This is a genomic window from Bradyrhizobium sp. ISRA430 (genome assembly GCF_029909975.1).
In the GTDB taxonomy this organism is placed as follows: Bacteria; Pseudomonadota; Alphaproteobacteria; order Rhizobiales; family Xanthobacteraceae; genus Bradyrhizobium.
In genome coordinates this window covers 3,765,341-3,784,376 of the sequence record NZ_CP094516.1, presented here as the reverse complement: position 1 = coordinate 3,784,376, position 19,036 = coordinate 3,765,341, and the positions used below count along the sequence as shown (strand labels likewise).

Annotated in this window: 15 protein-coding genes; 11 read left to right on the top strand and 4 right to left on the bottom strand. The window is 63.7% G+C overall.

Annotated features, from left to right (window positions below; all coding sequences use genetic code 11):
• Nucleotide 1: 1 nt before the first annotated feature.
• The 3 genes from MTX21_RS18060 to MTX21_RS18050 all read right to left on the bottom strand — a co-directional run bounded on the left by MTX21_RS18060 (nt 2) and on the right by MTX21_RS18050 (nt 3,408).
• A complete protein-coding gene (locus MTX21_RS18060; RefSeq protein ID WP_280966124.1) occupies nt 2-1,012 on the bottom strand; it encodes a branched-chain amino acid ABC transporter permease in 1,011 nt (336 codons plus the stop codon).
• Between the two features lie 192 nt (nt 1,013-1,204).
• Nucleotides 1,205-2,032 carry an AraC family transcriptional regulator gene (locus MTX21_RS18055; RefSeq protein ID WP_280966123.1) on the bottom strand — a complete coding sequence of 276 codons (828 nt, stop codon included), beginning with the start codon at nt 2,030-2,032 and terminating at the stop codon, nt 1,205-1,207.
• 125 nt (nt 2,033-2,157) lie between these two features.
• Nucleotides 2,158-3,408: an ABC transporter substrate-binding protein gene (locus MTX21_RS18050; RefSeq protein WP_280966122.1), complete on the bottom strand. Its 1,251-nt coding sequence runs from the start codon at nt 3,406-3,408 to the stop codon at nt 2,158-2,160.
• Nucleotides 3,409-4,369: 961 nt separating this feature from the next.
• Between MTX21_RS18050 and MTX21_RS18045 the strand changes: the two genes are divergently transcribed.
• The 5 genes from MTX21_RS18045 (at nt 4,370) to MTX21_RS18025 (ending at nt 12,093) form a co-directional block, all read left to right on the top strand.
• Nucleotides 4,370-6,691, top strand: a complete 2,322-nt coding sequence (locus tag MTX21_RS18045) for a molybdopterin guanine dinucleotide-containing S/N-oxide reductase (protein ID WP_280966121.1) — start codon at nt 4,370-4,372, stop codon at nt 6,689-6,691.
• 444 nt (nt 6,692-7,135) lie between these two features.
• Complete coding sequence (locus tag MTX21_RS18040) at nt 7,136-7,648, top strand: hypothetical protein (RefSeq protein ID WP_280966120.1); 513 nt, start codon at nt 7,136-7,138, stop codon at nt 7,646-7,648.
• Between the two features lie 251 nt (nt 7,649-7,899).
• Nucleotides 7,900-11,238: an adenylate/guanylate cyclase domain-containing protein gene (locus tag MTX21_RS18035; protein WP_280966119.1), complete on the top strand. Its 3,339-nt coding sequence runs from the start codon at nt 7,900-7,902 to the stop codon at nt 11,236-11,238.
• Nucleotides 11,239-11,518: 280 nt separating this feature from the next.
• Nucleotides 11,519-11,713, top strand: coding sequence for a hypothetical protein (locus MTX21_RS18030; RefSeq protein ID WP_280966118.1), 195 nt, complete (start codon nt 11,519-11,521; stop codon nt 11,711-11,713).
• 197 nt (nt 11,714-11,910) lie between these two features.
• Nucleotides 11,911-12,093: a hypothetical protein gene (locus tag MTX21_RS18025; RefSeq protein WP_280971184.1), complete on the top strand. Its 183-nt coding sequence runs from the start codon at nt 11,911-11,913 to the stop codon at nt 12,091-12,093.
• Between the two features lie 146 nt (nt 12,094-12,239).
• Here MTX21_RS18025 and MTX21_RS18020 read toward each other — a convergent pair whose 3' ends face one another.
• Nucleotides 12,240-12,836, bottom strand: coding sequence for a TetR family transcriptional regulator (locus MTX21_RS18020; RefSeq protein WP_280966117.1), 597 nt, complete (start codon nt 12,834-12,836; stop codon nt 12,240-12,242).
• Nucleotides 12,837-12,983: 147 nt separating this feature from the next.
• On the opposite strand from MTX21_RS18020, the gene MTX21_RS18015 reads away from it, so the two are divergent.
• The 6 genes from MTX21_RS18015 to MTX21_RS17990 all read left to right on the top strand — a co-directional run bounded on the left by MTX21_RS18015 (nt 12,984) and on the right by MTX21_RS17990 (nt 19,023).
• Nucleotides 12,984-14,426 (top strand): MATE family efflux transporter, encoded by a 1,443-nt coding sequence (locus MTX21_RS18015; protein WP_280966116.1) that lies wholly within the window; start codon nt 12,984-12,986, stop codon nt 14,424-14,426.
• Nucleotides 14,427-14,597: 171 nt separating this feature from the next.
• On the top strand, nt 14,598-15,392 hold the full coding sequence (locus tag MTX21_RS18010; protein ID WP_280966115.1) for a MetQ/NlpA family ABC transporter substrate-binding protein: 795 nt from the start codon (nt 14,598-14,600) through the stop codon (nt 15,390-15,392).
• Between the two features lie 133 nt (nt 15,393-15,525).
• Nucleotides 15,526-16,563, top strand: coding sequence for a putative FMN-dependent luciferase-like monooxygenase (locus tag MTX21_RS18005; RefSeq protein ID WP_280966114.1), 1,038 nt, complete (start codon nt 15,526-15,528; stop codon nt 16,561-16,563).
• A 36-nt stretch (nt 16,564-16,599) separates the two neighbouring features.
• The gene (locus MTX21_RS18000; protein ID WP_280966113.1) at nt 16,600-17,196 is read left to right on the top strand and encodes a CMD domain protein; all 597 of its coding nucleotides are present in this window, start codon (nt 16,600-16,602) and stop codon (nt 17,194-17,196) included.
• An 11-nt stretch (nt 17,197-17,207) separates the two neighbouring features.
• Nucleotides 17,208-17,792: an alkylhydroperoxidase domain protein gene (locus tag MTX21_RS17995; protein ID WP_280966112.1), complete on the top strand. Its 585-nt coding sequence runs from the start codon at nt 17,208-17,210 to the stop codon at nt 17,790-17,792.
• A 73-nt stretch (nt 17,793-17,865) separates the two neighbouring features.
• On the top strand, nt 17,866-19,023 hold the full coding sequence (locus MTX21_RS17990) for an ABC transporter substrate-binding protein (protein WP_280966111.1): 1,158 nt from the start codon (nt 17,866-17,868) through the stop codon (nt 19,021-19,023).
• Nucleotides 19,024-19,036: the final 13 nt, after the last annotated feature.

The window sequence follows — 19,036 nt, the reverse complement described above, 5'->3', positions numbered from 1 at the left end:
CTCATCGCCTCGCGAGCAGGCCTTGCGGCCGGATTGCCAGCACCAGCACCATGATCAGGAAGGTCACGACGATGGCATAGGTCGGGATGTAGACCGAGCCGAGCTGTTCGGCGAGGCCGATGATGAGCGCGCCGAGCGCGGCACCGGGGATCGAGCCCATGCCACCCACGATCACCACAACGAGGGAGGCGAGCAGGAAGCGGATGTCTTCACCGGGCGACAACGACTGGAAGGTGCCGCCGACGACGCCGGCGATGCCGGCAAGCCCTGCGCCGAACGCGAACACCAGCACGAAGACGAGCTGAATGCGCACGCCGGTCGCGGCCAGAATATCGCGATCGTCGACGCCGGCGCGGATGATCATGCCGACCCGGGTGCGGTTCAGCGCGAGCCACATCGCTACACCGATGAGCACTGAAGCGGCGAAGATCACGAGCCGCACCAGCGGATATCGGAGATAGACCGGCTCGCCCGAGGATTTGATCGCCGTGATCAGCGGCAGATCCACGGGGCCGATCAGCCAGTTCGGAGTTTGGATCTGATAGAAATCGCCGCCGCATGCCCACAGCATGAGATCGGCAAACACGATCGAGAGCCCGATCGTCACCATGGTCTGCCTGAGATCCTGTCCCTCCATCCTGCGGAACACGATCACCTGGAGCAGGACGCCGACCAGGGCGGTCAGAATGAAGGCGACGATGAAGCTGAGGAGCCAGGAGCCGGTCGAGGCGCTGATGGCGTAGCCGACATAGCCGCCGAACAGATAGAGCGAGCCGTGAGCGAGGTTGACGTTGCGCATCAGGCCGAAGATCAGCGTAAAGCCGCTGGCAACGAGGAAGTAGAGGCCGCCGAGCGTGATGCCGTTGAAGACGGCGTTGAGGAAGACGCGCTTACGGCCGATCGCCTCTTCGAGGCCTGGCGGCCAGACCGCGAAGATCAGCCAGAGCACGATGACGATGGCAATGATGACGATCAGCGCCCAGGCGGGATGGCGTTCGACAAAGCGCGTCATGGCAGCCGCCCGCTTGTCCCGGCGGCACGCTGAAGGCCAATCGAATGCAGGTCAGACAGCCTCGCGGCGGCTGCAAGCCTCGCCATGAACATGCGCTCCCTGTCGGTCGCGACCATCTTGGGATCGCGTTGCCAACATCCTAGCGGGGCGGCAAGGGAGGCGTTTGATCGTCAGTATCTTTTCGCGTACAGCTCAGGCGCGCAAAACCTTGGCTGCGCGGCGATAATCTGTCGGGGCCATCCCGACATTGGCGGCGAAAAAGCGGGTGAAGCCGCTCTGCGAGGAGAAGCCGAGATCGAAGCCGATATCGGCGATCGGCGTCTCACCGGCCACCAGCGCTTCGAGCGCCTGTTCCATGATCAGCGTGTTGAGATAGAGATGCGGGGTGACGCCGGTCTGGACGCGGAACAGCCGGTAGAAATGCGGCCGCGACAGGCCGGATTCCCGCGCGATCGTATCGAGCTCCATTTCCGCCCCGGGACTCTCCGACATCAGCTTGATGCATTTGCGCACGCGAAAATCGGTCACCGCGCCGTTCGCCCGCGCATCGCGCGTGACCTCGGCCTGCTGCCAGCTTTCGTCGTAGCAGATGTCGATCAGCCGCCGCAGCTCGGAATCGAGGCTGGAGAGCGATGGTGCGCCGCACACGAGCGCGGCGGTCCGCCTGATGTGCTTGTCGAGTGCGACCGTGCGCTTGAACTGGGTGCGGCCGAAACGCAGCCGGTCGGCGCCGGATGCGTCGGGCGCAAACCATTCGGCGTTGACGTAGAGCACGAAGAAGATCGCGCCGCTCTCGAGGTCGCTCGGCAGGAAATTGTGCGGCTCCCAGGGGTTGACCGCGACGACGGAGGACTCGGTGAGATCGTAATGTCCGTCGGAGACATCGATGCATGCCGGCATGCCGCCGACATGGAAGATCAGATGACCTTCGCGATGCGCGTGGATGTTGAAAGGGCGGTTCAACTGATAAACCGTCGCCCGACCGAACCGGCCGTGGAAGACGGCGAGCGCCCGGCTCATGCCTTCCCCTCCCGAATGTTCTTGTCTTTTCCGTCAGCGTTCAACAACCGGGAAGAGATTGCAAGAGCGGAGAGCGTCCGCGTCAGCAAGTCGCTCCCCGGTTGCACTGTTGCAAACGTGATGCGTCAGTACTTCTTACATTCCGGTACGGTGCGGCTCGGCAGCCCGATCTTCGAGAACACCGCCGGATCGTAGCCGAGGGTCTGGTTTACGTTCGGGATCACCTTCACGACCTTGCTGAACAGCGCTCCCTTGCCGTCGTCGACGACTTCGGTGACGAAGTTGGTGCCGATCGCCTGGCGGTTGGAATCCAGCTTGATCTTGCCGTTCGGCGCGTCGATCTCGATCTTCGCCAGGGCCGCCTTGAACTTCGACTGATTGTCGCTGAGATCGCCATTGACCTCGCGCAGCGCGAGGATCAGCGCCATGGTCGAGCCGTAATAGTTGGTGGCCAGGAGCGACGGGCTCGGGAAGCGCTTGTTGGGCGGGAAGGCGTCCTGATAGGCCTTCACGAACTTCTGCCAGCCCGGATCCTCCCAGGTATCGGCTTGGCCGCTCGCCGCGATGGTGCCGATCAGCGCGTTCTTCGCGTTGCCCTTGGATGAGAGGATAGTCTGGTCGATCATGATGGAACCGCCCATCAGATGCGCCTTGCCGCCGGCCTGCTGGTACTGGTTGAGGAAGTTGACGGCGTCCGCGCCGCCGAGCCCGAGATAGATGGCATCGACGTCGTCGGGCAAAGCGGCGATGACGGAGGCAAAATCCTTGGTGCCGAGCGGCACCCATTGCCGGTTCGTGACCTGTCCGCCCTGTCCGCAGAATTCGAGCACCAGCCCGAACACCTGGGTGTAAATGAAGGAATAGTCCTCGCCGACGGTTGCGATCTTGCGGTAGCCCTTGGTTTCGTAGGCATATTTGCCGAGGCCCACCTGCCACTGCGCGCCGTCCATGTTGTAGCGGAAGAAGTTCGGGGCGGGATCGACATAGGTGGTTTCCTGCGCACCGGATGCCGCATTGATGAAGGTCAGCTCGGGGTGGGTCTTGGCGAAGTTCTTCACCGCGATGCCTTCATCGCCGGAGAGCGGCGAGAGCAGGATCTGCACCTTGTCCTGCTCGATCAGCTTGCGCACGGCGCGCACGGCCGAATCCGGCGTTGCATCGGTGGAGGCGACGATGAATTCAAGCTCCTTGTCGCCGACCTTCTTGCCCAGAACGTTCAGTGCCGTCTGATGGCCGCGCATGCCGTCCTCGCCGAGCACCGTGTAGGTGCCTTCGAGGGTCGCGGTGACGCCCACCTTGATCTTTTCCTGAGCGAGTGCGGCGCCTGAAAGAAACAGGCCGCTCAGCGCGATTAGTCCCACACTGCATTTCGACATTGTGCTCCTCCCTGTGTCGTCGATTTGTCGCCGCGCCAAACCGGCGCCGCCTGTGGCTCTTGAGGCTCGTGGTTTTGCCGGGAGGCTAACCGAAGTCGGATGCGGTGCATGCGTGGGCACCTCGTTCGGTTTGACGGGTAGTCTCATTTTTGAATGCTGCGGCGCAAATAGCTTCGAGCGCAGAGCGCCGAAATGGGACAGGACTCAGGCGCTGGTGCTGTCCTGATTTGGGCGTCGGCTGAATCGAATTGGGACAGGAACGTGGGAGCTGTTGCCAGGTTTTCCCGGTGCCCTTCCCCAAGGGCAGCTCGTTGGCCCCAGCTCATCGTCCCCATAGCCCCCAAGGAGCTGGGGCTTTTTTCACTCCCGAAATAAAAACGCCGCCTGCTTAAATGACCGCAGGCGGCGGCTTTCCAGCCCCGAGAGGGAATGCAAAATCCCGGTAAAGGTTGGTCTGCATAAGCTGTGCCAAGGTTCAATGCCTCGCGAAATCTCTTCAGATTTGCGGATTGGAACGTCTCTTAACGATGACCGATTGGCAGGAGCCGGGAAAACCGGCAATCGGCAGGCGCATTCGCTGAACAGCCCCCTGCGTCCGGAACCAGTACCGGTGAGGCTTGGGTCGTCTTGGTCCTGGGCCCGCTCGATCGCTCGGCCAGGGCGCCAATCGGGGCGGCCTTACCTTTTGAGACGCCTGCGCTCTAGCGCAGCCCGGGCCTCGAACAAGCCGATGATCAGTCCCACGAGAGCGACGCCGGCTGTTGTCATGAAGAGAATCATCTCAGTCATGGCTTGATTCTAGCACCGTCGCCGGAGAGTTCATCTGCGATCTGACGTCCTCGCTTCCTCGGTCATTTGTCGGGGCGGGCTTCTCTGGTAATGCGGAACAGCGCATCAATATATCGTCCCGATGATTGCGACGGCAGCGGGGCGATCGGCACTCCACCATAGGGAACACGCAATGGACGACGCAATTGGCTGCCCCGAGCCCGGCCTCGACCTGTCCGACGGCTTCAAGCCGCACACCTCGCATTGGGGCGTGTTCTCGGCGCGTCATGGCGATGCCGGGCTCGAGGTTCGGCATTATGCAGGGGATCCCGATCCGAACGGCATCATCGACAATTTTCCTGGCGCGTTGCGCCACCAGGCGCGCATCGCCCAGCCGGCGATCCGTCGCGGCTGGCTCGAGCGCGGTCCCGGCCCCGATGACCGTCGCGGCCGCGACGAATTCGTCTCCGTGAGCTGGGAGAAGGCGCTCGACCTCTTAGGCGGCGAGCTGGCGCGCATCCGCGACATGTGCGGCCCCGGCGCGGTGTTCGGCGGCTCCTATGGCTGGTCGAGCGCAGGCCGCTTCCATCACGCACAGAGCCAGGTTCACCGCTTCCTCAACATTGCGATGGGCGGCTATGTGCGTTCGGTCAACACCTATTCTTCGGGCGCGTCCTCGGTGCTGCTGCCGCAGATCCTGGCGGGCTACGAAGACATCACCAAGCGCAACGTCACCTGGGAACAGATCGCGGCCGAGAGCGAAATCGTGCTGGCGTTCGGCGGCATGGCGCTGAAGAACTCCATGGTGGCCGGCGGTTCGATCAGCAAGCACGTCGAGCGCGGCGCCATGGAAGCGGCGCGCCGGCGCGGCTGCGAGTTCATCCTGGTCAGCCCGTTGCGTGACGATCTGCCTCAGGAGGCCGGTGCCGAATGGATGACGTGCGTGCCCGGCACCGACACGGCCTTGATGCTCGGCATCGTGCACACGCTTGTGAGCGAAGGCCTGCACGACCAGGCTTTCCTCGATCGCTACACCGAAGGCTGGCCGGTCTTCCTGCGCTATCTGACCGGCGAGACGGATGGGCAATCCAAGAGCGCCGCGTGGGCCGAAGCGATCTGCGGCGTCGATGCGGATATGATCCGCAAGCTGGCACGTCGCCTTGCCGGCAAAAGGGCGCTCATCACGGTCTCGCATTCGCTGCAGCGCGCCGAGCACGGCGAGCAGCCGGTGTGGATGGGCATGGTGCTGGCGGCAGCTCTCGGCCAGATCGGCCTGCCTGGCGGCGGCTACGCCTATTCGCTCGGCGCGATCGGCTATTACGGGCGCCGCGTCAACGACGTGCCGGGGCCGACACTGGGGCAGGGCCGCAATGGCGTCGCCGATTTCATTCCGGTGGCGCGCATCGCCGACATGCTGCTCAATCCCGGCACCACCTATCGCTACAACGGCGAGACGCGCGTCTATCCGGATATCCGTCTCGTCTACTGGGCCGGCGGCAATCCCTTCCACCACCACCAGGACATCAACCGCCTGCGCAAGGCCTTCGCGCGTGTCGACACGCTGGTCGTGCATGAGCTTGCCTGGACCGCCACGGCCCGGCATGCCGACATCGTCCTGCCCTCGACGATGACGCTCGAGCGCGAGGACATCGGCTATTCCACCAACGATCCCCTGATGGTCGCCATGCACCGGATCGCCGAGCCGTTTGGCCTTGCGCGCGACGACTATGAGATCTTTGCCGATCTCGCCGAGCGTCTTGGCGCACGCGAACCCTTCACCGAAGGCCGCACATCGCGGCAATGGCTGGAACATCTCTATGAGCCGACCCGCGCCTCGCTTGCCGCGCGCGGCATCGAGGCGCCGAGCTTCGAGGAGTTTTGGCGGCGCGGCAGCCTCGTCGTGCCGCAACAGCCCGATGACGGCGGCCGGCTGCGCCGCTTCCGCGAGGATCCGATCACTCATGCCCTGCCGACGCCGAGCGGACGCATCGAGATCTTTTCGCAAAAGATCGCGGGCCATGGCGATGCGGATTGTCCGGGTCATCCGGTCTGGCTCGAGAAGACCGATGTGCCGAAGCCAGGTGCGCCGTGCTTCCTCGTTGCCAATCAGCCGGTGACGCGCCTGCACAGCCAGCTCGACTTCGGCGGACATTCGCTTGCGTCCAAGCATCGCGGCCGCGAGGTCGCGCGCATGAACCCGCGCGATGCGGAAGCGCGCGGCATCGCGGATGGCGACATCATCCGCCTGTTCAACGACCGCGGCGCCTGCCTTGCCGCGGTGCATGTCACCGACGGCATCGCGCCCGGTGTCGTCCAGCTTCCGACCGGCGCCTGGTACGATCCGATGGATCCCGAGGACGAGGCGCCGCTCTGCGTTCACGGCAATCCGAACGTGCTCACCCGTGACATCGGCACATCGTCACTTGCGCAAGGCTGCACCGGCCAGCTCACGACGGTCGACGTGGAGCGCTTCACTGGCAACCTGCCGCCGATCCGCGCGTTCGATCCGGTGTAACGGACGCGGCGCGATCGCGCGCCGATGCACGCGTACTTGCGCGCAGCAAATCGAACGAGAGATGCCGCATGAAGTGATGGGGTGCACGACGTTCGCGGTGCGCCTACGCTCGCCAACGTCACGGCAGCTTATGGTGTGAGAGTTTGCAAAAGCTCAACGAGAGGTGCTCACATTTGCGCCCGTAGCAGCAACGGGAAAAAGCAGCACGCGTGTGAACCGTCTCATATTTGAATCGACTCCTTAAGAGCAAGCATTCTCACACCTGATCGTCGTGCCCCGAGCAACTCTGCTCACACGCACGCCAAGGCCGGCGACGCCTTCTGCTCGCCCGCCGCACAGTACTTTTCGAAGATTGGAATAGAGCGCGTTGCGAATGGCGTCGGCCACGAGAGCCTTTTTCAGGCTCGACCGGTAGGCCGCTACTTACTTTAAGAGGAGCATCTCATGAAAATAAGCAATGAGGTCTTCCGCGGTTCGTTGGTGACAAGGCGCAGCGGCAGTGTCCGGATCGCCCGTTCCAGTCTGATCAAATTGGCCCATCTGCTCGAAAGGGTCGGCCTCGCTGCCGTTGGGGGCTCTTGCGGTCTTTACGTGGGTGCAATCCTGTTGCGTCAGGAAAGCGGATTGTTCGAGAGCGGCTGGATCGTGCTGCTGGCGATGCTCTACGGAGCCCTGAGCTACTATGTCGGGATCGATTTGGCCGGCAATAAAGCGCGAAAATCGAATTCGGGCATCTCCGAAGAATGGGATGCCTCCGATGCACCCGAGATCATCAGCGCAGCCGGAACGTTTGGCGCCGCGATTGCTGCGGCTCTGTCCGTCAGCATCATTGTCCTTGACCAAAATGTCCCCAGCGGAGGGATCGCCGTTGTCGCTGGCTGCTGGTTCGCGGGCTCTTCACTTCAAGTTATCGCAGGCACCTTGGCTCGCAACAACGACATTGCGGAGAAGAGCTGATGAAAGCCGCGTTCGCAAAAGACTTCCGTAGCGTGAATGCGAAGGTCACCTCGCTGAGGTCGCATCTCGGTTAGAAAGCGAGAACTCGTGAATCATTCAACCTCGGTGGCTTCAAAGCGGCATCGGTACTGAGCAACCTATGTCGTTATGGTCGTAGACAAGGCGTGCCATCGCATTGATGTTGGGATATCGTCCCCGCACGCCGTGATCCAAGATTCTGCTAACCGCCAACCAGAGTATCGGTGGAGCCTATGCAGCAGATTGCGGAGTGGCTCGAGAACCTGGGGCTTGGGCAATACGCACAGCGCTTTGCTCAGAATGGGATCGACATAGGCGTCCTTCCCGAATTGAGGGACGAGGATTTCGACAAGCTCGGAGTTCTGCTTGGCCATCGTCGCAAAATGCTGCGCGCCATCGCCGAACTCGACCCGGCCGCATTGATCCCGTCGCAGGCCCCTCTGCACGGCGCTGAGCGCCGCCATCTCACCGTCATGTTTTGCGATCTGGTCGGCTCGACTGCGCTCTCCGCGCGCCTTGATCCCGAGGACATGTGGGAAGTGATCCGGGCCTATCGCGCCGCCTGCGCCAACGTCGTCGCCGCCTATGACGGCATGGTCGCCCGGTTCGTGGGCGATGGAATACTGATCTATTTCGGCTATCCCCGCGCTCACGAGGATGATGCGGAGCGCGCAGTACGCGCGGGACTCGACGTCATAGCCGCTGTCAGGCAGCTCAAGACACGCGAGCAGGTCGAAATGCGGATTGCGATTGCGACCGGACTTGTGGTGGTCGGTGATCTCGTCAGCGGAACTGCGTCGGAGGAGCAGGCGACGGTCGGTGATGCGTTGAACCTCGCCGCCCGGCTCCAGGGGCTGGCCGAGCCTGGCGCGGTCGTCGTTGCCGCGTCGACGCGGCGGCTGCTCGGTGATCTCTTCGCGTTTCGCAATCTCGGCCGCCGCGAGGTCAAGGGCATCTCCGAGCCCATCGCGGCCTGGGCGGTCGAAGGTGCGTCCGCGTCGGAGAGCCGCTTCGAGGCGGTCCGCGCGGCGCGCTCGATCGGCTTTGTCGGTCGCAAGGAGGAGATCGAGTTCGCGCTCTCGCGCCAGCGCCTGGCGTGGCAGGGGCAAGGCCAGATGATGCTGATCTGCGGCGAAGCAGGCATCGGCAAATCGCGCATGGTTGCAACGCTCGCGGAAAGCCCCACTTTGGGTCCGCACCGCCGGGTGCGGTATCAATGCTCGCCCTACCACACCAACAGCGCGCTTCATCCCTTCGTCGCGCAGCTCGAGCGCGCCGCCGACATCCGGTCGCACGACACGCCTGCGCAGAAACTCGACAAGCTTGAGGCAATGCTGGCACTTGGAACAGCGTCGGTGGCTCAAGCGACGCCGCTCATCGCGGCGCTCCTTTCGATTCCCACCGGCGACCGTTATCCGCCGCTCGGCCTGAGCCCGGCGCAGCAGCGGCGACAGACGTTCGCCGCCCTTCTCGATCAGCTCGAGGGGCTGGCACGGCAGCAGCCTGTGCTGATTATCTGCGAGGACACGCATTGGGCCGATGCCACGACGCTCGAACTGCTGGATCTCGCGGTCGACCGGATCAGGGGTCTGCCGATACTCGTCCTCATGACGTCGCGGCCCGAGTTCGAACCGTCCTGGGCGGGGCTCGCCAATGTCAGCCTGTTGCGGCTCGACCGGCTTGACCGGCAGGATACGCGCGCTCTGGTCGAGCAGGTGACCGTCGGCCGCCAGCTTCCGCGCGAGATGATGAAGCAGATCATCGACAAGACCGACGGAATCCCGCTCTTCGTCGAGGAATTGACCAAGATGGTGCTGGAGTCCGGACTGCTCGTCGAAGACGCCGGGCGCTATCGCCTCGATAGTCCGCTTCCGCCGCTCGCCATTCCCGCGACGCTGCAGGACTCCCTCATGGCACGGCTCGACAGGCTGGCTCCAGTCAAGGAGGTGGCGCAGATCGGCGCCGCGATCGGCCGCGACTTCTCTTACGGATTGCTGAGGTATGTGGCGGGGCGCGATGACTTGACGCTGAGCGCCGCACTACGGCAGCTCGAAGAGGCGGAATTGCTGGTGTGCCGCGGCGTCCCGCCGGAAGCGAACTATAGCTTCAAGCATGCACTCGTTCAGGAAGCGGCTTACGAGAGTATGCTCAGGAGCAGACGGCAGGTGCTCCACAAGCAGATTGGCGACGTTCTGCGTGACAAGTTTCCAGTCGTCGCCGCGACTGAGCCGGAGATACTTGCACACCACTTCAGTGAGGCGGGACTGAGCGAGGTCGCCCTCGAATGGTGGCGCAAGGCGGGCCAAGAGGCGCTGAAGCGCTCGGCCTATTCCGAAGCGATTGCGCATCTTCGCAAAGCGATTGCCATCGCCGATGAGCTGCCCGATGAGCCCGGCCGCATGATGAGCAGGCTCCACCTTCAGATCGCATATGGCCGTGCATTGCGGGGCAGCCTCGGGCACAGCGCGCCCGAAACGGTGGCCGCATGGACGCGCGCCCGCCAGCTCGCGGCCGACATCAATGATCCGGTCGAACTTGCGCCGATCCATTCGGGCCTCTTCAATGCCTGCCTGACGCATGGCGAGATCGCTCCGATGCGGGAGCTGGCGAATGCCGTCATGAGTGCCGCCGAGCGACGGCCGGAATCGCCGGTGGCCGCCGTTGTCGCGCATTGGACGAGTGGGGTGACCTGCTGGTTCGGGGGCGATTACTTGAACGCGAGAACGCATCTCGAGCAGGCACTTGCGATCTATGATGCCGAGCCGGATCCCGCGACGTTCAGGATGTCGGCGCTGGATCTTCCGTTCGTCATCATGAGATTCCTTGCGCTCGTGCTATGGCCGCTTGGAAAGATAGACCGCGCGCGCCGGCTCGCCGCAGAAGCGGTGAGTGCGCAAGGAGAGAAGCGGGCGCTTTCCCAGGCCAATGCGCTCGTTCACAGGGCCGTTTTCGACGGACTATGCGGGGGTATGTTGCAGCAAACAGAGACGATCCTGGCACTGGGGTTGGCTCGCGACCACACGATGCCCTTGTATGTGGCCGCCGGAACCTACCTGAACGGTCTGGCGAAGTGGCGGGCCGATGACCGAATGGCGGGGCTCACAGACATGCGCCTCGGGCTGACCGCGCTGCACGAGAATGACTGCTACCTTTGTGAGCCGTTTTGGGTCATGCATGTTGCCGTGGCAGGGGCAGAGGCGGGCCAACTCCAGGCCGGCTTGGACATGTTGAGCGAGCTGATTGGATGGACCGAGCGTTCCGGTCAGCGTTGGCTCGATGCCGAACTGCATCGCGTGCGGGGCGAACTTCTATTGCGTCACGAGCCGCCGGACCTTTCCGGTGCGGAAGATGCCTTCAACCGAGCTCTGGAAATCGCCCGACATCAACAGACGAGAACATTCGAGCTCCGCAGCGCACTTGGACTTACACGCATGCGCAATACGAAAGGCAGAGCGGCACTCGAGGTGCTCGCTGGCATCATCGCCGAATTTGATGCAGAGCGATCTCTTCCCGAAATCGAACAAGCGCAAATGTTGCTCCGGAGCGGCGGTAGCCAGTTCGCGCGGGGCTGACCGGCGGGGCTCTACCGGCTCGCGCGGGAGAGGTGCTTGGGTTCTGCGCCCCGAAAAGTGTCCGGCGCGCAAACGCGACGATTATGCGCGCAAGCGCCGCGTGTTCCGCATGCGGCATGGCTGGGAAATAAATCCGGCTGCTCACGAGTGTGAGAGCGCGTCCTGTTCCATTTCTACCCGTTAATGCGCGTGTCCGGGGAAAGTTGCCAAGTAATGGGCGTTGCCTTGGCTTGATGCGCGCCTGTTCCCGGCCGGGAAAGCGATGGATCGGGAGAATCGAATGAGCGATGGAGCGGACTATTTCGCTAAGCTGCTGGGACGTGCGGCCATGCAGGTTTGGGGCGACATGCCTCGCGATATCCAGGAAGCGCTGTTCGAGGCCGCGATGAAGGGGCGCGACACCCAGCGCGAAGACCTCGCGCGGCCGCTGCACGAGCGTCATCCGCGCACGCTGCATCCGGCGAGGGCGCGCTAGTCGCGACCACAGGCACATTGTTGCCATAGTGCCGTCATCCTGACTGCAGATTGCCGCTTCCGAACATCATAGACGGAGCGTGATACCGCACGACGAATTGTGCGGAATCGGGAACGTTTGCGAAAGCACTTGGTTGGCAAACTGCCTGGAGCTTCAAGCCCCAGGCTTAACGGGTTCAACGATGTGGACTGATCGACGTGAGCGACATGAACATCGGAAAATGGTACGATCCGATCACGCAGCGATGGTTTGTGCCGCGTGAAATTATTCCGGTTGCCAGCTATTCGGAGCCGAACACAGAAGAACGATTGGAGATGCACAAGAGCGCAGAGACTCAACGGATTTGGGATCTGCTGGTTGATTGCTGTGCTCGTGGATAGTGCGCTGGCGGAAAGCGGTGTTGGATCGGCGTTGCCGCCAGTGACGGCGACCGAGGCTGGCGGTGGATGAAAACAGGTCGCCCGCGTAGCGTGCTGAACCTTTTGCCAGCTAAGATGGCAATCCCCTCGACTGTAGGTTTCGCCACTCAATCGGTTCCTGTAGCCCTCTTCGGGCCTGCGAGATTGACCGCCGCCTCCGCTGCATCTTTCAGGATCTCCTCCGACAACTGCCTGTCGTTGATCGCGCGCGACAATTGCAGAGCGCCGACCATGGTGGCGTAGATCGCGATCACCCTGCGCCGCCGCTCGTCCGGCGAACCCTGCCGGATTTGCGCCGCCATCAGCGCGATGATGTCCGAAAATTTCCGGGTGAAGGCGTCGCGGGTCGCCTTCGGATGCCGCGCGACCTCGGCAACGAGGGCGGCGGTCGGGCAGCCGGTGCCGGCGCGGTCGCGATGATGCGGGGAGAGATAGTCGCGGATCGTCGTCTCGAGCGCGATACCGTTCTCGAGATTGTCCTCGTGCCGTTGCTCACTCCGGGACAGCGCGTCGAGCAGCACCTCGCGCACCAGCTCTTCCTTGGAGGCGAAGTGGGTGTAGAAGGCGCCGTTGGTGAGGCCCGCCTCCGACATGATCCCGGCAAGGCCGACTGCGGCGATGCCGCTCTCGCGAAACTGCGCGGAGGCGACGTCGAGAATATGCCGGCGTGTCGCATCCCTCTGTCCCTTGTCGTAGCGCGCCAATACTGCCTCCTGCGTACAGACCGGACCCGGCCACAAAATCGTGAGGATGGACCTATTGCATTACGCTCATAATAAGACATTATGGCCATAATACAATAGGGGCGGCCGATAGGCGGCGGTCCATGAGGGGCACACAGGATCGAACGCATGTCAGTCGAGGACGCCGCGGCGCCGGCTTTGTCAGCAGCGCAAAGCCCGGTCCGGGCCACGGCGCCGCTTCGCGAGGCGCCGCCCGCCCAGAGCGCGAGCGCGCGGAGGCGGGCCGCGCTGCTGGCCGCGCCGATCCTGCCCACCCTGATCAAGCTCGCGCTGCCGACCGTGGCCGTTCTGGTGGCGCAGACGGCGGTCAACATCGCCGAGGCCTACTATGTCGGCTTCCTCGGCACGGACGCACTGGCAGGCGCCGCGCTGGTGTTCCCGATCTTCATGCTGATGACCATGATGTCGAACGGCGGGTTCGGCAGCGGCGTGGCGTCCTCGGTGGCACGTGCGGTCGGTGCCGGCCGCCGCGATGACGCCGATGCGGCGCTGTTTCATGCCGTGGTGCTTGCTGTCGTCGCGGGCGCGCTCTTCACGTTCGGCGCGATCGTCGGCGGTCCGCGTCTGTATAGCCTACTCGGCGGCCAGGACGGGGCGCTCGCTGCCGCCATCACCTATTCCGACTATCTCTTTGCCGGTGCCATTCCAGTCTGGATCGTCAATCTCCAGGCGGCGGCGCTGCGCGGCTCCGGCAACGTGAAGGTGCCCGCGCTGGTCACTTTGATCGGCGCGATCGTGACCATCCCGGTCTCGCCGGTGCTGATCTTCGGCTTCGGTCCGTTTCCGCGGCTCGGCATCGGCGGCGCCGGCGTCGCTTTCGGCCTCTATTACGGGGCGGCGATGCTGGTCCTGCTGCGCTACATGGCCTCCGGGCAATCGGGTCTCACCTTGCGCATCGTGCGCCTGCGGGCCGCGATCTTCGCCGACATGCTGAAGGTCGGTATTCCCACCGCGCTCAACGCGGTGCTGACCAATCTGACCGTCATCCTCGTCACCGGCGCGGTCGGCCTGTTCGGGACCTCCGCGCTCGCGGGCTACGGCATCTCCTCGAGGCTCGACTACATCATGATCCCGCTCCTGTTCGGCATCAGCACCGCGACCTTGACCATGGTCGGCGTCAACATGGGTGCAGGGCAGACGGCGCGGGCGCGAAAGATCGGCTGGATCAGCGGTGTCCTCGGCATGATCATGACCGGCACGATCGGCATCACGGTTGCGATCTTTCCAACGGGCTGGCTGCATCTCTTCAGCCATGAAGCCGAGGTGGTGCGCGCGGGCACGGTCTATCTGCGCATCGTAGCCCCGGCCTATGCCGCACTCGGCTTCGGCTTCGTCGCGTCCTTCGCTGCCCAGGGCACCGGCCGCGCGATGGGCCCGCTCGCCTCATCCGTCGCGCGGATCCTGATCGCGGCCGGCGGAGGCTGGATCGCCGTCGCCAGCTTTGGCGCGGGAATGGCGGGGGTTGCCGGCATGGTTACCGTTTCGCTCCTAACCTATGCCGTGATCTGCGCCCTGATCATGCTGTCGCCATCGACCTGGCGTCCCGAGTGATCGGGGCTGCGGGCTCGTCTCGCGCACATGCTCAGGCCGTGCCACGCGTTCCATTTCCCGATTGGCCACGCAGAGAGAAGCAGCGTGCCTCCACGGGGCCAAATTTGAATTTCCATTTCATTGATTTCGTGCTGCACACGGGACAAGACGACACAAGCTATTGCCGGTTCCATGGAGACCAAGATGTCGTTTCGCCTCCCCCTGATCCTTTCAACCTTGCTCGCCGTCTGGTCCGCGGGTGCCATGGCCGAGACCATCAAGATCGGCGTGACGCCGGGGCCGCACGCGCAGATCCTCGAAGCGGTGAAGCCGATCGCGGCGAAGAACGGGCTCGATATCCAGCTCATCGAGTTCTCCGACTATGTCGTGCCGAACGCCGCGCTCGATGCCGGCGACATCCAGGCCAATTCCTTCCAGAACCAACCTTATCTCGACAATCAGAAGGCCGACCGTGGCTATAAGATCGACTCGGTCGGGCTCACCGTGAATTTCCCGATCGGGGTCTATTCGAAGAAGCACAAGAACTGGGCCGACATTCCCGACGGCGGCAAGATTTCGATCCCGAATGATCCGACCAATGGCGGGCGCGTGCTGCTGCTCCTGCGCGACAAGGGCGTCATCAAGCTGAAGGACGGCGTCGGCTTCAAGCCGTCGGTACTGGACATCGCCGAAAACCCCAAGAAGCTGAAGTTCGTCGAGGTCGACGCGGCGCAGGCGCCCCGCGCGCTCGACGATGTTGATGCCGCCGCGATCAACACCAACTACGCGACCCAGGCTGGCCTCGATCCCGTCAAGGATCCGATCCTGCGCGAAGATCCGAAGGGCCCCTACGTCAACCTGATCGCGGTCCGCACCGCCGACAAGGACAAGCCCTGGGTCAAGATCCTCGTGGACAGCTATCACACGCCGGAGGTCAAGGAGTTTGTCCTGACCAAGTTCAAGGGCGCGGTGCTGCCGAGCTGGTAGGCAGACTGCCCAGCCAAACTCCGGCGGAGGCGCGATCGGGGCGACGTGGCAGCCTTGCGCAATGCCCGCTTGTCTCCGGCCGCGGCAACCGACATCATCGGAGCCGTGGCAATCCTCGCCCGACAGGGGTCGTATGAAACGCTTTGCAAACCTGAAACGACTGGGGTTCTTCACGCGCCTTCTCGATGAGGCACCGCCGGCCGAGCGATACCGCTTCGCGGCGGAGCAGATCGTGCACGCGGAAAAGGCAGGCCTCGATTCCGCGTGGATCGCGCAGCATCATTTTCACGAGCGCGAGGGCGGATTGCCGTCGCCCTTCACCTTGCTCGGCTACGTCACCGCCCAGACCTCGCGCATTCGCCTCGGCACCGGCATCGTCACCTTGCCGCTGGAGAATGCCGTGAGGGTGGCGGAGGACGCCGCGGTTCTTGATCTTCTTTGCAATGGCCGGTTCGAGCTCGGCGTCGGCACCGGCGGCAACCCGTCGGCCTTTGCCGCCTTCGGCCTCGACAGCGCCCAGCGCAACGAGATTTTCGCCCGCAATCTCGAGGTCGTCCGAAGCGCGCTGGCCGGCAAGCCACTCACCGGCGGCGATACGCTCTATCCGCAGCGGCCGCAACTGTGCGACCGGGTCTGGCAGGCGACATTCTCGGTGACGGGTGGCGCGCGCGCGGGCAAGGCTGGCGATGGCCTGTTGCTGTCGCGGACCCAGCCCCGCACCAAGGAGGCGCCGAAGGCCACGCTCGCCGAGATCCAAAATCCGATCATCGATGCTTATCTTGAGGCGCTGCCGCCAGGATGCGAGCCGCGGATCATGGCATCGCGCAGCGTCTTCGTCGCAGAGGACCGTCGCGAAGCGATGCGCCTCGCCGATATCGGGCTGCGGCGCGCGCTCCCGCAGTTCATGAAGGGCGGTCACGCCGCGCCAGGCGAGACGCTGGAGGAGATGATTACGGCGTTCGACACCCATGTGGGCGCGGCCGACGACGTCGTCGCCTCGCTCCGAGCCGACGCCACGCTGGAGCGGGTGACCGACCTCGTCTTCCAGGCGCATTCGGTCGATCCACCGCACCCCTATATCCTCCGATCGATCGAGCTGGTCGCGGACAAGGTTGCACCGGCGCTGGGCTGGACCCGAACGGCTGCGGCCGACGTCGCGTTGGCAGGCTAGCCGGAATGGACAAATCGCGTTGCACGAGGCTGAATGATGAGCACGACGGATATCATCGACACGCTCGCCGGGATCGAGCCCGGATCGAGCCTGGACGCGATCCGCGCCCGGCGGGCGCAGGCGCGCGAGAACGCGCAGAAGAGCTACCTCGCTCTGTTCAAGCCGATTGACGCCAGCGATTTCTCCATCGCGGAGCGCGCGGCGGTCGCGCTCTTCGTGATCGGCCTCCACGGTGAGCCCAATGTGACCGCCTTCTATCGCGCAAAGCTTGCGGCAACCGACGGAGCGGGCCTTGTCGAAGCGATCGAGGCGGAAGTCGCCCACGGCAAGACCTCGGGGCCGTATGGCGCCTTTCCGGCCGGCCCGCTGTCGATCGAGAACAAGGCCGGCTTGATCTACCGTGTGAGCGCGGATCGCAAGCCGGTCCTCGGCGCCCGGCTCGCCGCGGCGCTCGAACATGCGCATCTCCTGGTGTTCCGGCCGCGCGATGCCGCGTCTGCCGACATGAAGGCGCTGCTCGGCGCCGGCTGGTCGAACACCGGCATCGTTACTTTGTCCCAACTCGTCGCGTTCCTGTCGTTTCAGGTGCGCGTCGTAAGCGGCCTGCGCACGCTTGCCGCGGCGAGCGCGTAGGAGGCTGTATCATGAGCGCTGCAAACACAGTCAATCCACCGGTCGTGTTCACCCAGGATGAGCTCGGCTGGGTGGCATGGATCGATCCGCTGCCCGAGGCTGAGCTGACTGAGCGGCACTTCGCGGGCCTCGTCGATCGCGCCCGCGCCAAGTCCGAATATTTCCGTCTCCTGGTGCGCGATCCCGAAGTGTTGGAAGCCCGCACCAAGACCGACAAGGATATTTTCTACAACGTGGCGGACGGCTTGCCGCGCGCCGAGCGCGAGCTCGCGGCGGCAGCGACCTCGCGCTACAACGGCTGCATCTATTGCGCCGCCGTGCATGCGCGCTTTGCCAGCACCTACTCGAAGCGCCGCGACGACGTGCAGCGCCTGCTCGACGAGGGCATCAAGGCCGATCTCGGCGAGCGCTGGAATGCGGTGGTGAAGACTTCCGTCGCGCTGGCGACGACGCCGATCGCATTCGGAAAAGACAACATCGAAGAGCTGCGCAGCGCTGGTCTCGACGATGCTGAAATCGTCGACGTCATCAACGGCGCGTCGTTCTTCAACTGGGCCAACAGGCTAATGCTTTCGCTCGGCGAGCCGACAAAATAGGCATCTTGCTTGATCGATTCTTTGGCACAGAACTTGCGACCAATCTCCAATATGTGAACGGGTGGAGCCGAGTATGAGCAACATCGATCGTCGTACCCTGGTCAAGGGCTCTCTTGCCACCATGATGGCGGGAGCGGCCTTCTCGCGCACGGCCTTCGCGCAATCGTCCGAGCCGATCTTGCTCGGTGTCAGCGGTCCCCTGACCGGGCCGAACGCGCAATACGGCACGCAGTGGAAGCAAGGCTTCGATCTCGCGCTGGATGAGATCCACGCGGCCGGCGGCATCAACGGCCGCAAGCTTGCCTACAATTTCGAGGACAGCCAGAGCGATCCGCGCCAGTCGGTGGCGATCGCCCAGAAGTTCGTCTCCGATTCCAGGATCGTCATGGAGCTCGGTGACTTCTCCAGCCCGGCGTCGATGGCGGCATCTCCAATCTATCAGCGGGGAGGGCTGGTGCAGTTCGGCTTCACCAACTCGCATCCCGACTTCACCAAGGGCGGCGATTTCATGTGGAGCACCTCCGTCAGCCAGGCCGACGAGCAGCCGCTGCTGGCGCAATATGCCGTGAAGCGCTTGGGCCTCAAGAAGCTCGCCGTGCTGCACCTCAACACCGATTGGGGCCGCACCAGCCGCGACTATTTCGTCAAGGCGGCCAAGGAGTATGGTGCTGAGGTCGCGATCACCGAGGGCTATATTGCGGAGGAGCGCGATTTCCGCTCCACCCTGGTGCGCGTCCGCGACGCCAGTCCCGACGGGCTGATCCTGATCTCCTACTATTCCGATGGCGCGCTGATCGCGCGTCAGGCCCGCCAGGTCGGGCTGAAGCAGACGATCTGCGCCGCTAGCTCGGTCTACTCGCCGAAATTTTTGGAGCTCGGCGGCGAGGCGGTCGAGGACGTCCATCTCGGCACCCGCTATTTCCCCGAGGATCCGCGGCCGGAGGTGAAGAAATTCATCGCGGGCTTCAAGGCGAAATACAGCGGGCAGGAGCCCGACGCCTTCAACGCCTATGCCTATGATGCAATGAACATGGCGGCTGCCGTCGTGCGGATCGGCGGCACCGATCGCCGCGCCATCCGCGACGCCTTCACCAAGGTCCGCGATGTCTCGAGCGTCATCTTCGGGGCCGCGACGTTCGACGTCGAGACCCGCCGCGTCAAAGGCGCCATGAACGCCGAGCTCGTCGTCCGCAAGGGGCAGTTCGCGCTTTGGGATGGCAAGCCGACCTGACATCATGGCCGGA

Excerpts from the sequence above, each read along its gene's own strand:
- MTX21_RS18060 (WP_280966124.1), bottom strand. The coding sequence starts at position 1,012 with ATGACGCGCTTTGTCGAACGCCATCCCGCCTGGGCGCTGATCGTCATC.
- MTX21_RS18055 (WP_280966123.1), bottom strand. The coding sequence starts at position 2,032 with ATGAGCCGGGCGCTCGCCGTCTTCCACGGCCGGTTCGGTCGGGCGACG.
- MTX21_RS18050 (WP_280966122.1), bottom strand. The coding sequence starts at position 3,408 with ATGTCGAAATGCAGTGTGGGACTAATCGCGCTGAGCGGCCTGTTTCTT.
- MTX21_RS18045 (WP_280966121.1), top strand. The coding sequence starts at position 4,370 with ATGGACGACGCAATTGGCTGCCCCGAGCCCGGCCTCGACCTGTCCGAC.
- MTX21_RS18040 (WP_280966120.1), top strand. The coding sequence starts at position 7,136 with ATGAAAATAAGCAATGAGGTCTTCCGCGGTTCGTTGGTGACAAGGCGC.
- MTX21_RS18035 (WP_280966119.1), top strand. The coding sequence starts at position 7,900 with ATGCAGCAGATTGCGGAGTGGCTCGAGAACCTGGGGCTTGGGCAATAC.
- MTX21_RS18030 (WP_280966118.1), top strand. The coding sequence starts at position 11,519 with ATGAGCGATGGAGCGGACTATTTCGCTAAGCTGCTGGGACGTGCGGCC.
- MTX21_RS18015 (WP_280966116.1), top strand. The coding sequence starts at position 12,984 with ATGTCAGTCGAGGACGCCGCGGCGCCGGCTTTGTCAGCAGCGCAAAGC.
- MTX21_RS18010 (WP_280966115.1), top strand. The coding sequence starts at position 14,598 with ATGGAGACCAAGATGTCGTTTCGCCTCCCCCTGATCCTTTCAACCTTG.
- MTX21_RS18005 (WP_280966114.1), top strand. The coding sequence starts at position 15,526 with ATGAAACGCTTTGCAAACCTGAAACGACTGGGGTTCTTCACGCGCCTT.
- MTX21_RS18000 (WP_280966113.1), top strand. The coding sequence starts at position 16,600 with ATGAGCACGACGGATATCATCGACACGCTCGCCGGGATCGAGCCCGGA.
- MTX21_RS17995 (WP_280966112.1), top strand. The coding sequence starts at position 17,208 with ATGAGCGCTGCAAACACAGTCAATCCACCGGTCGTGTTCACCCAGGAT.
- MTX21_RS17990 (WP_280966111.1), top strand. The coding sequence starts at position 17,866 with ATGAGCAACATCGATCGTCGTACCCTGGTCAAGGGCTCTCTTGCCACC.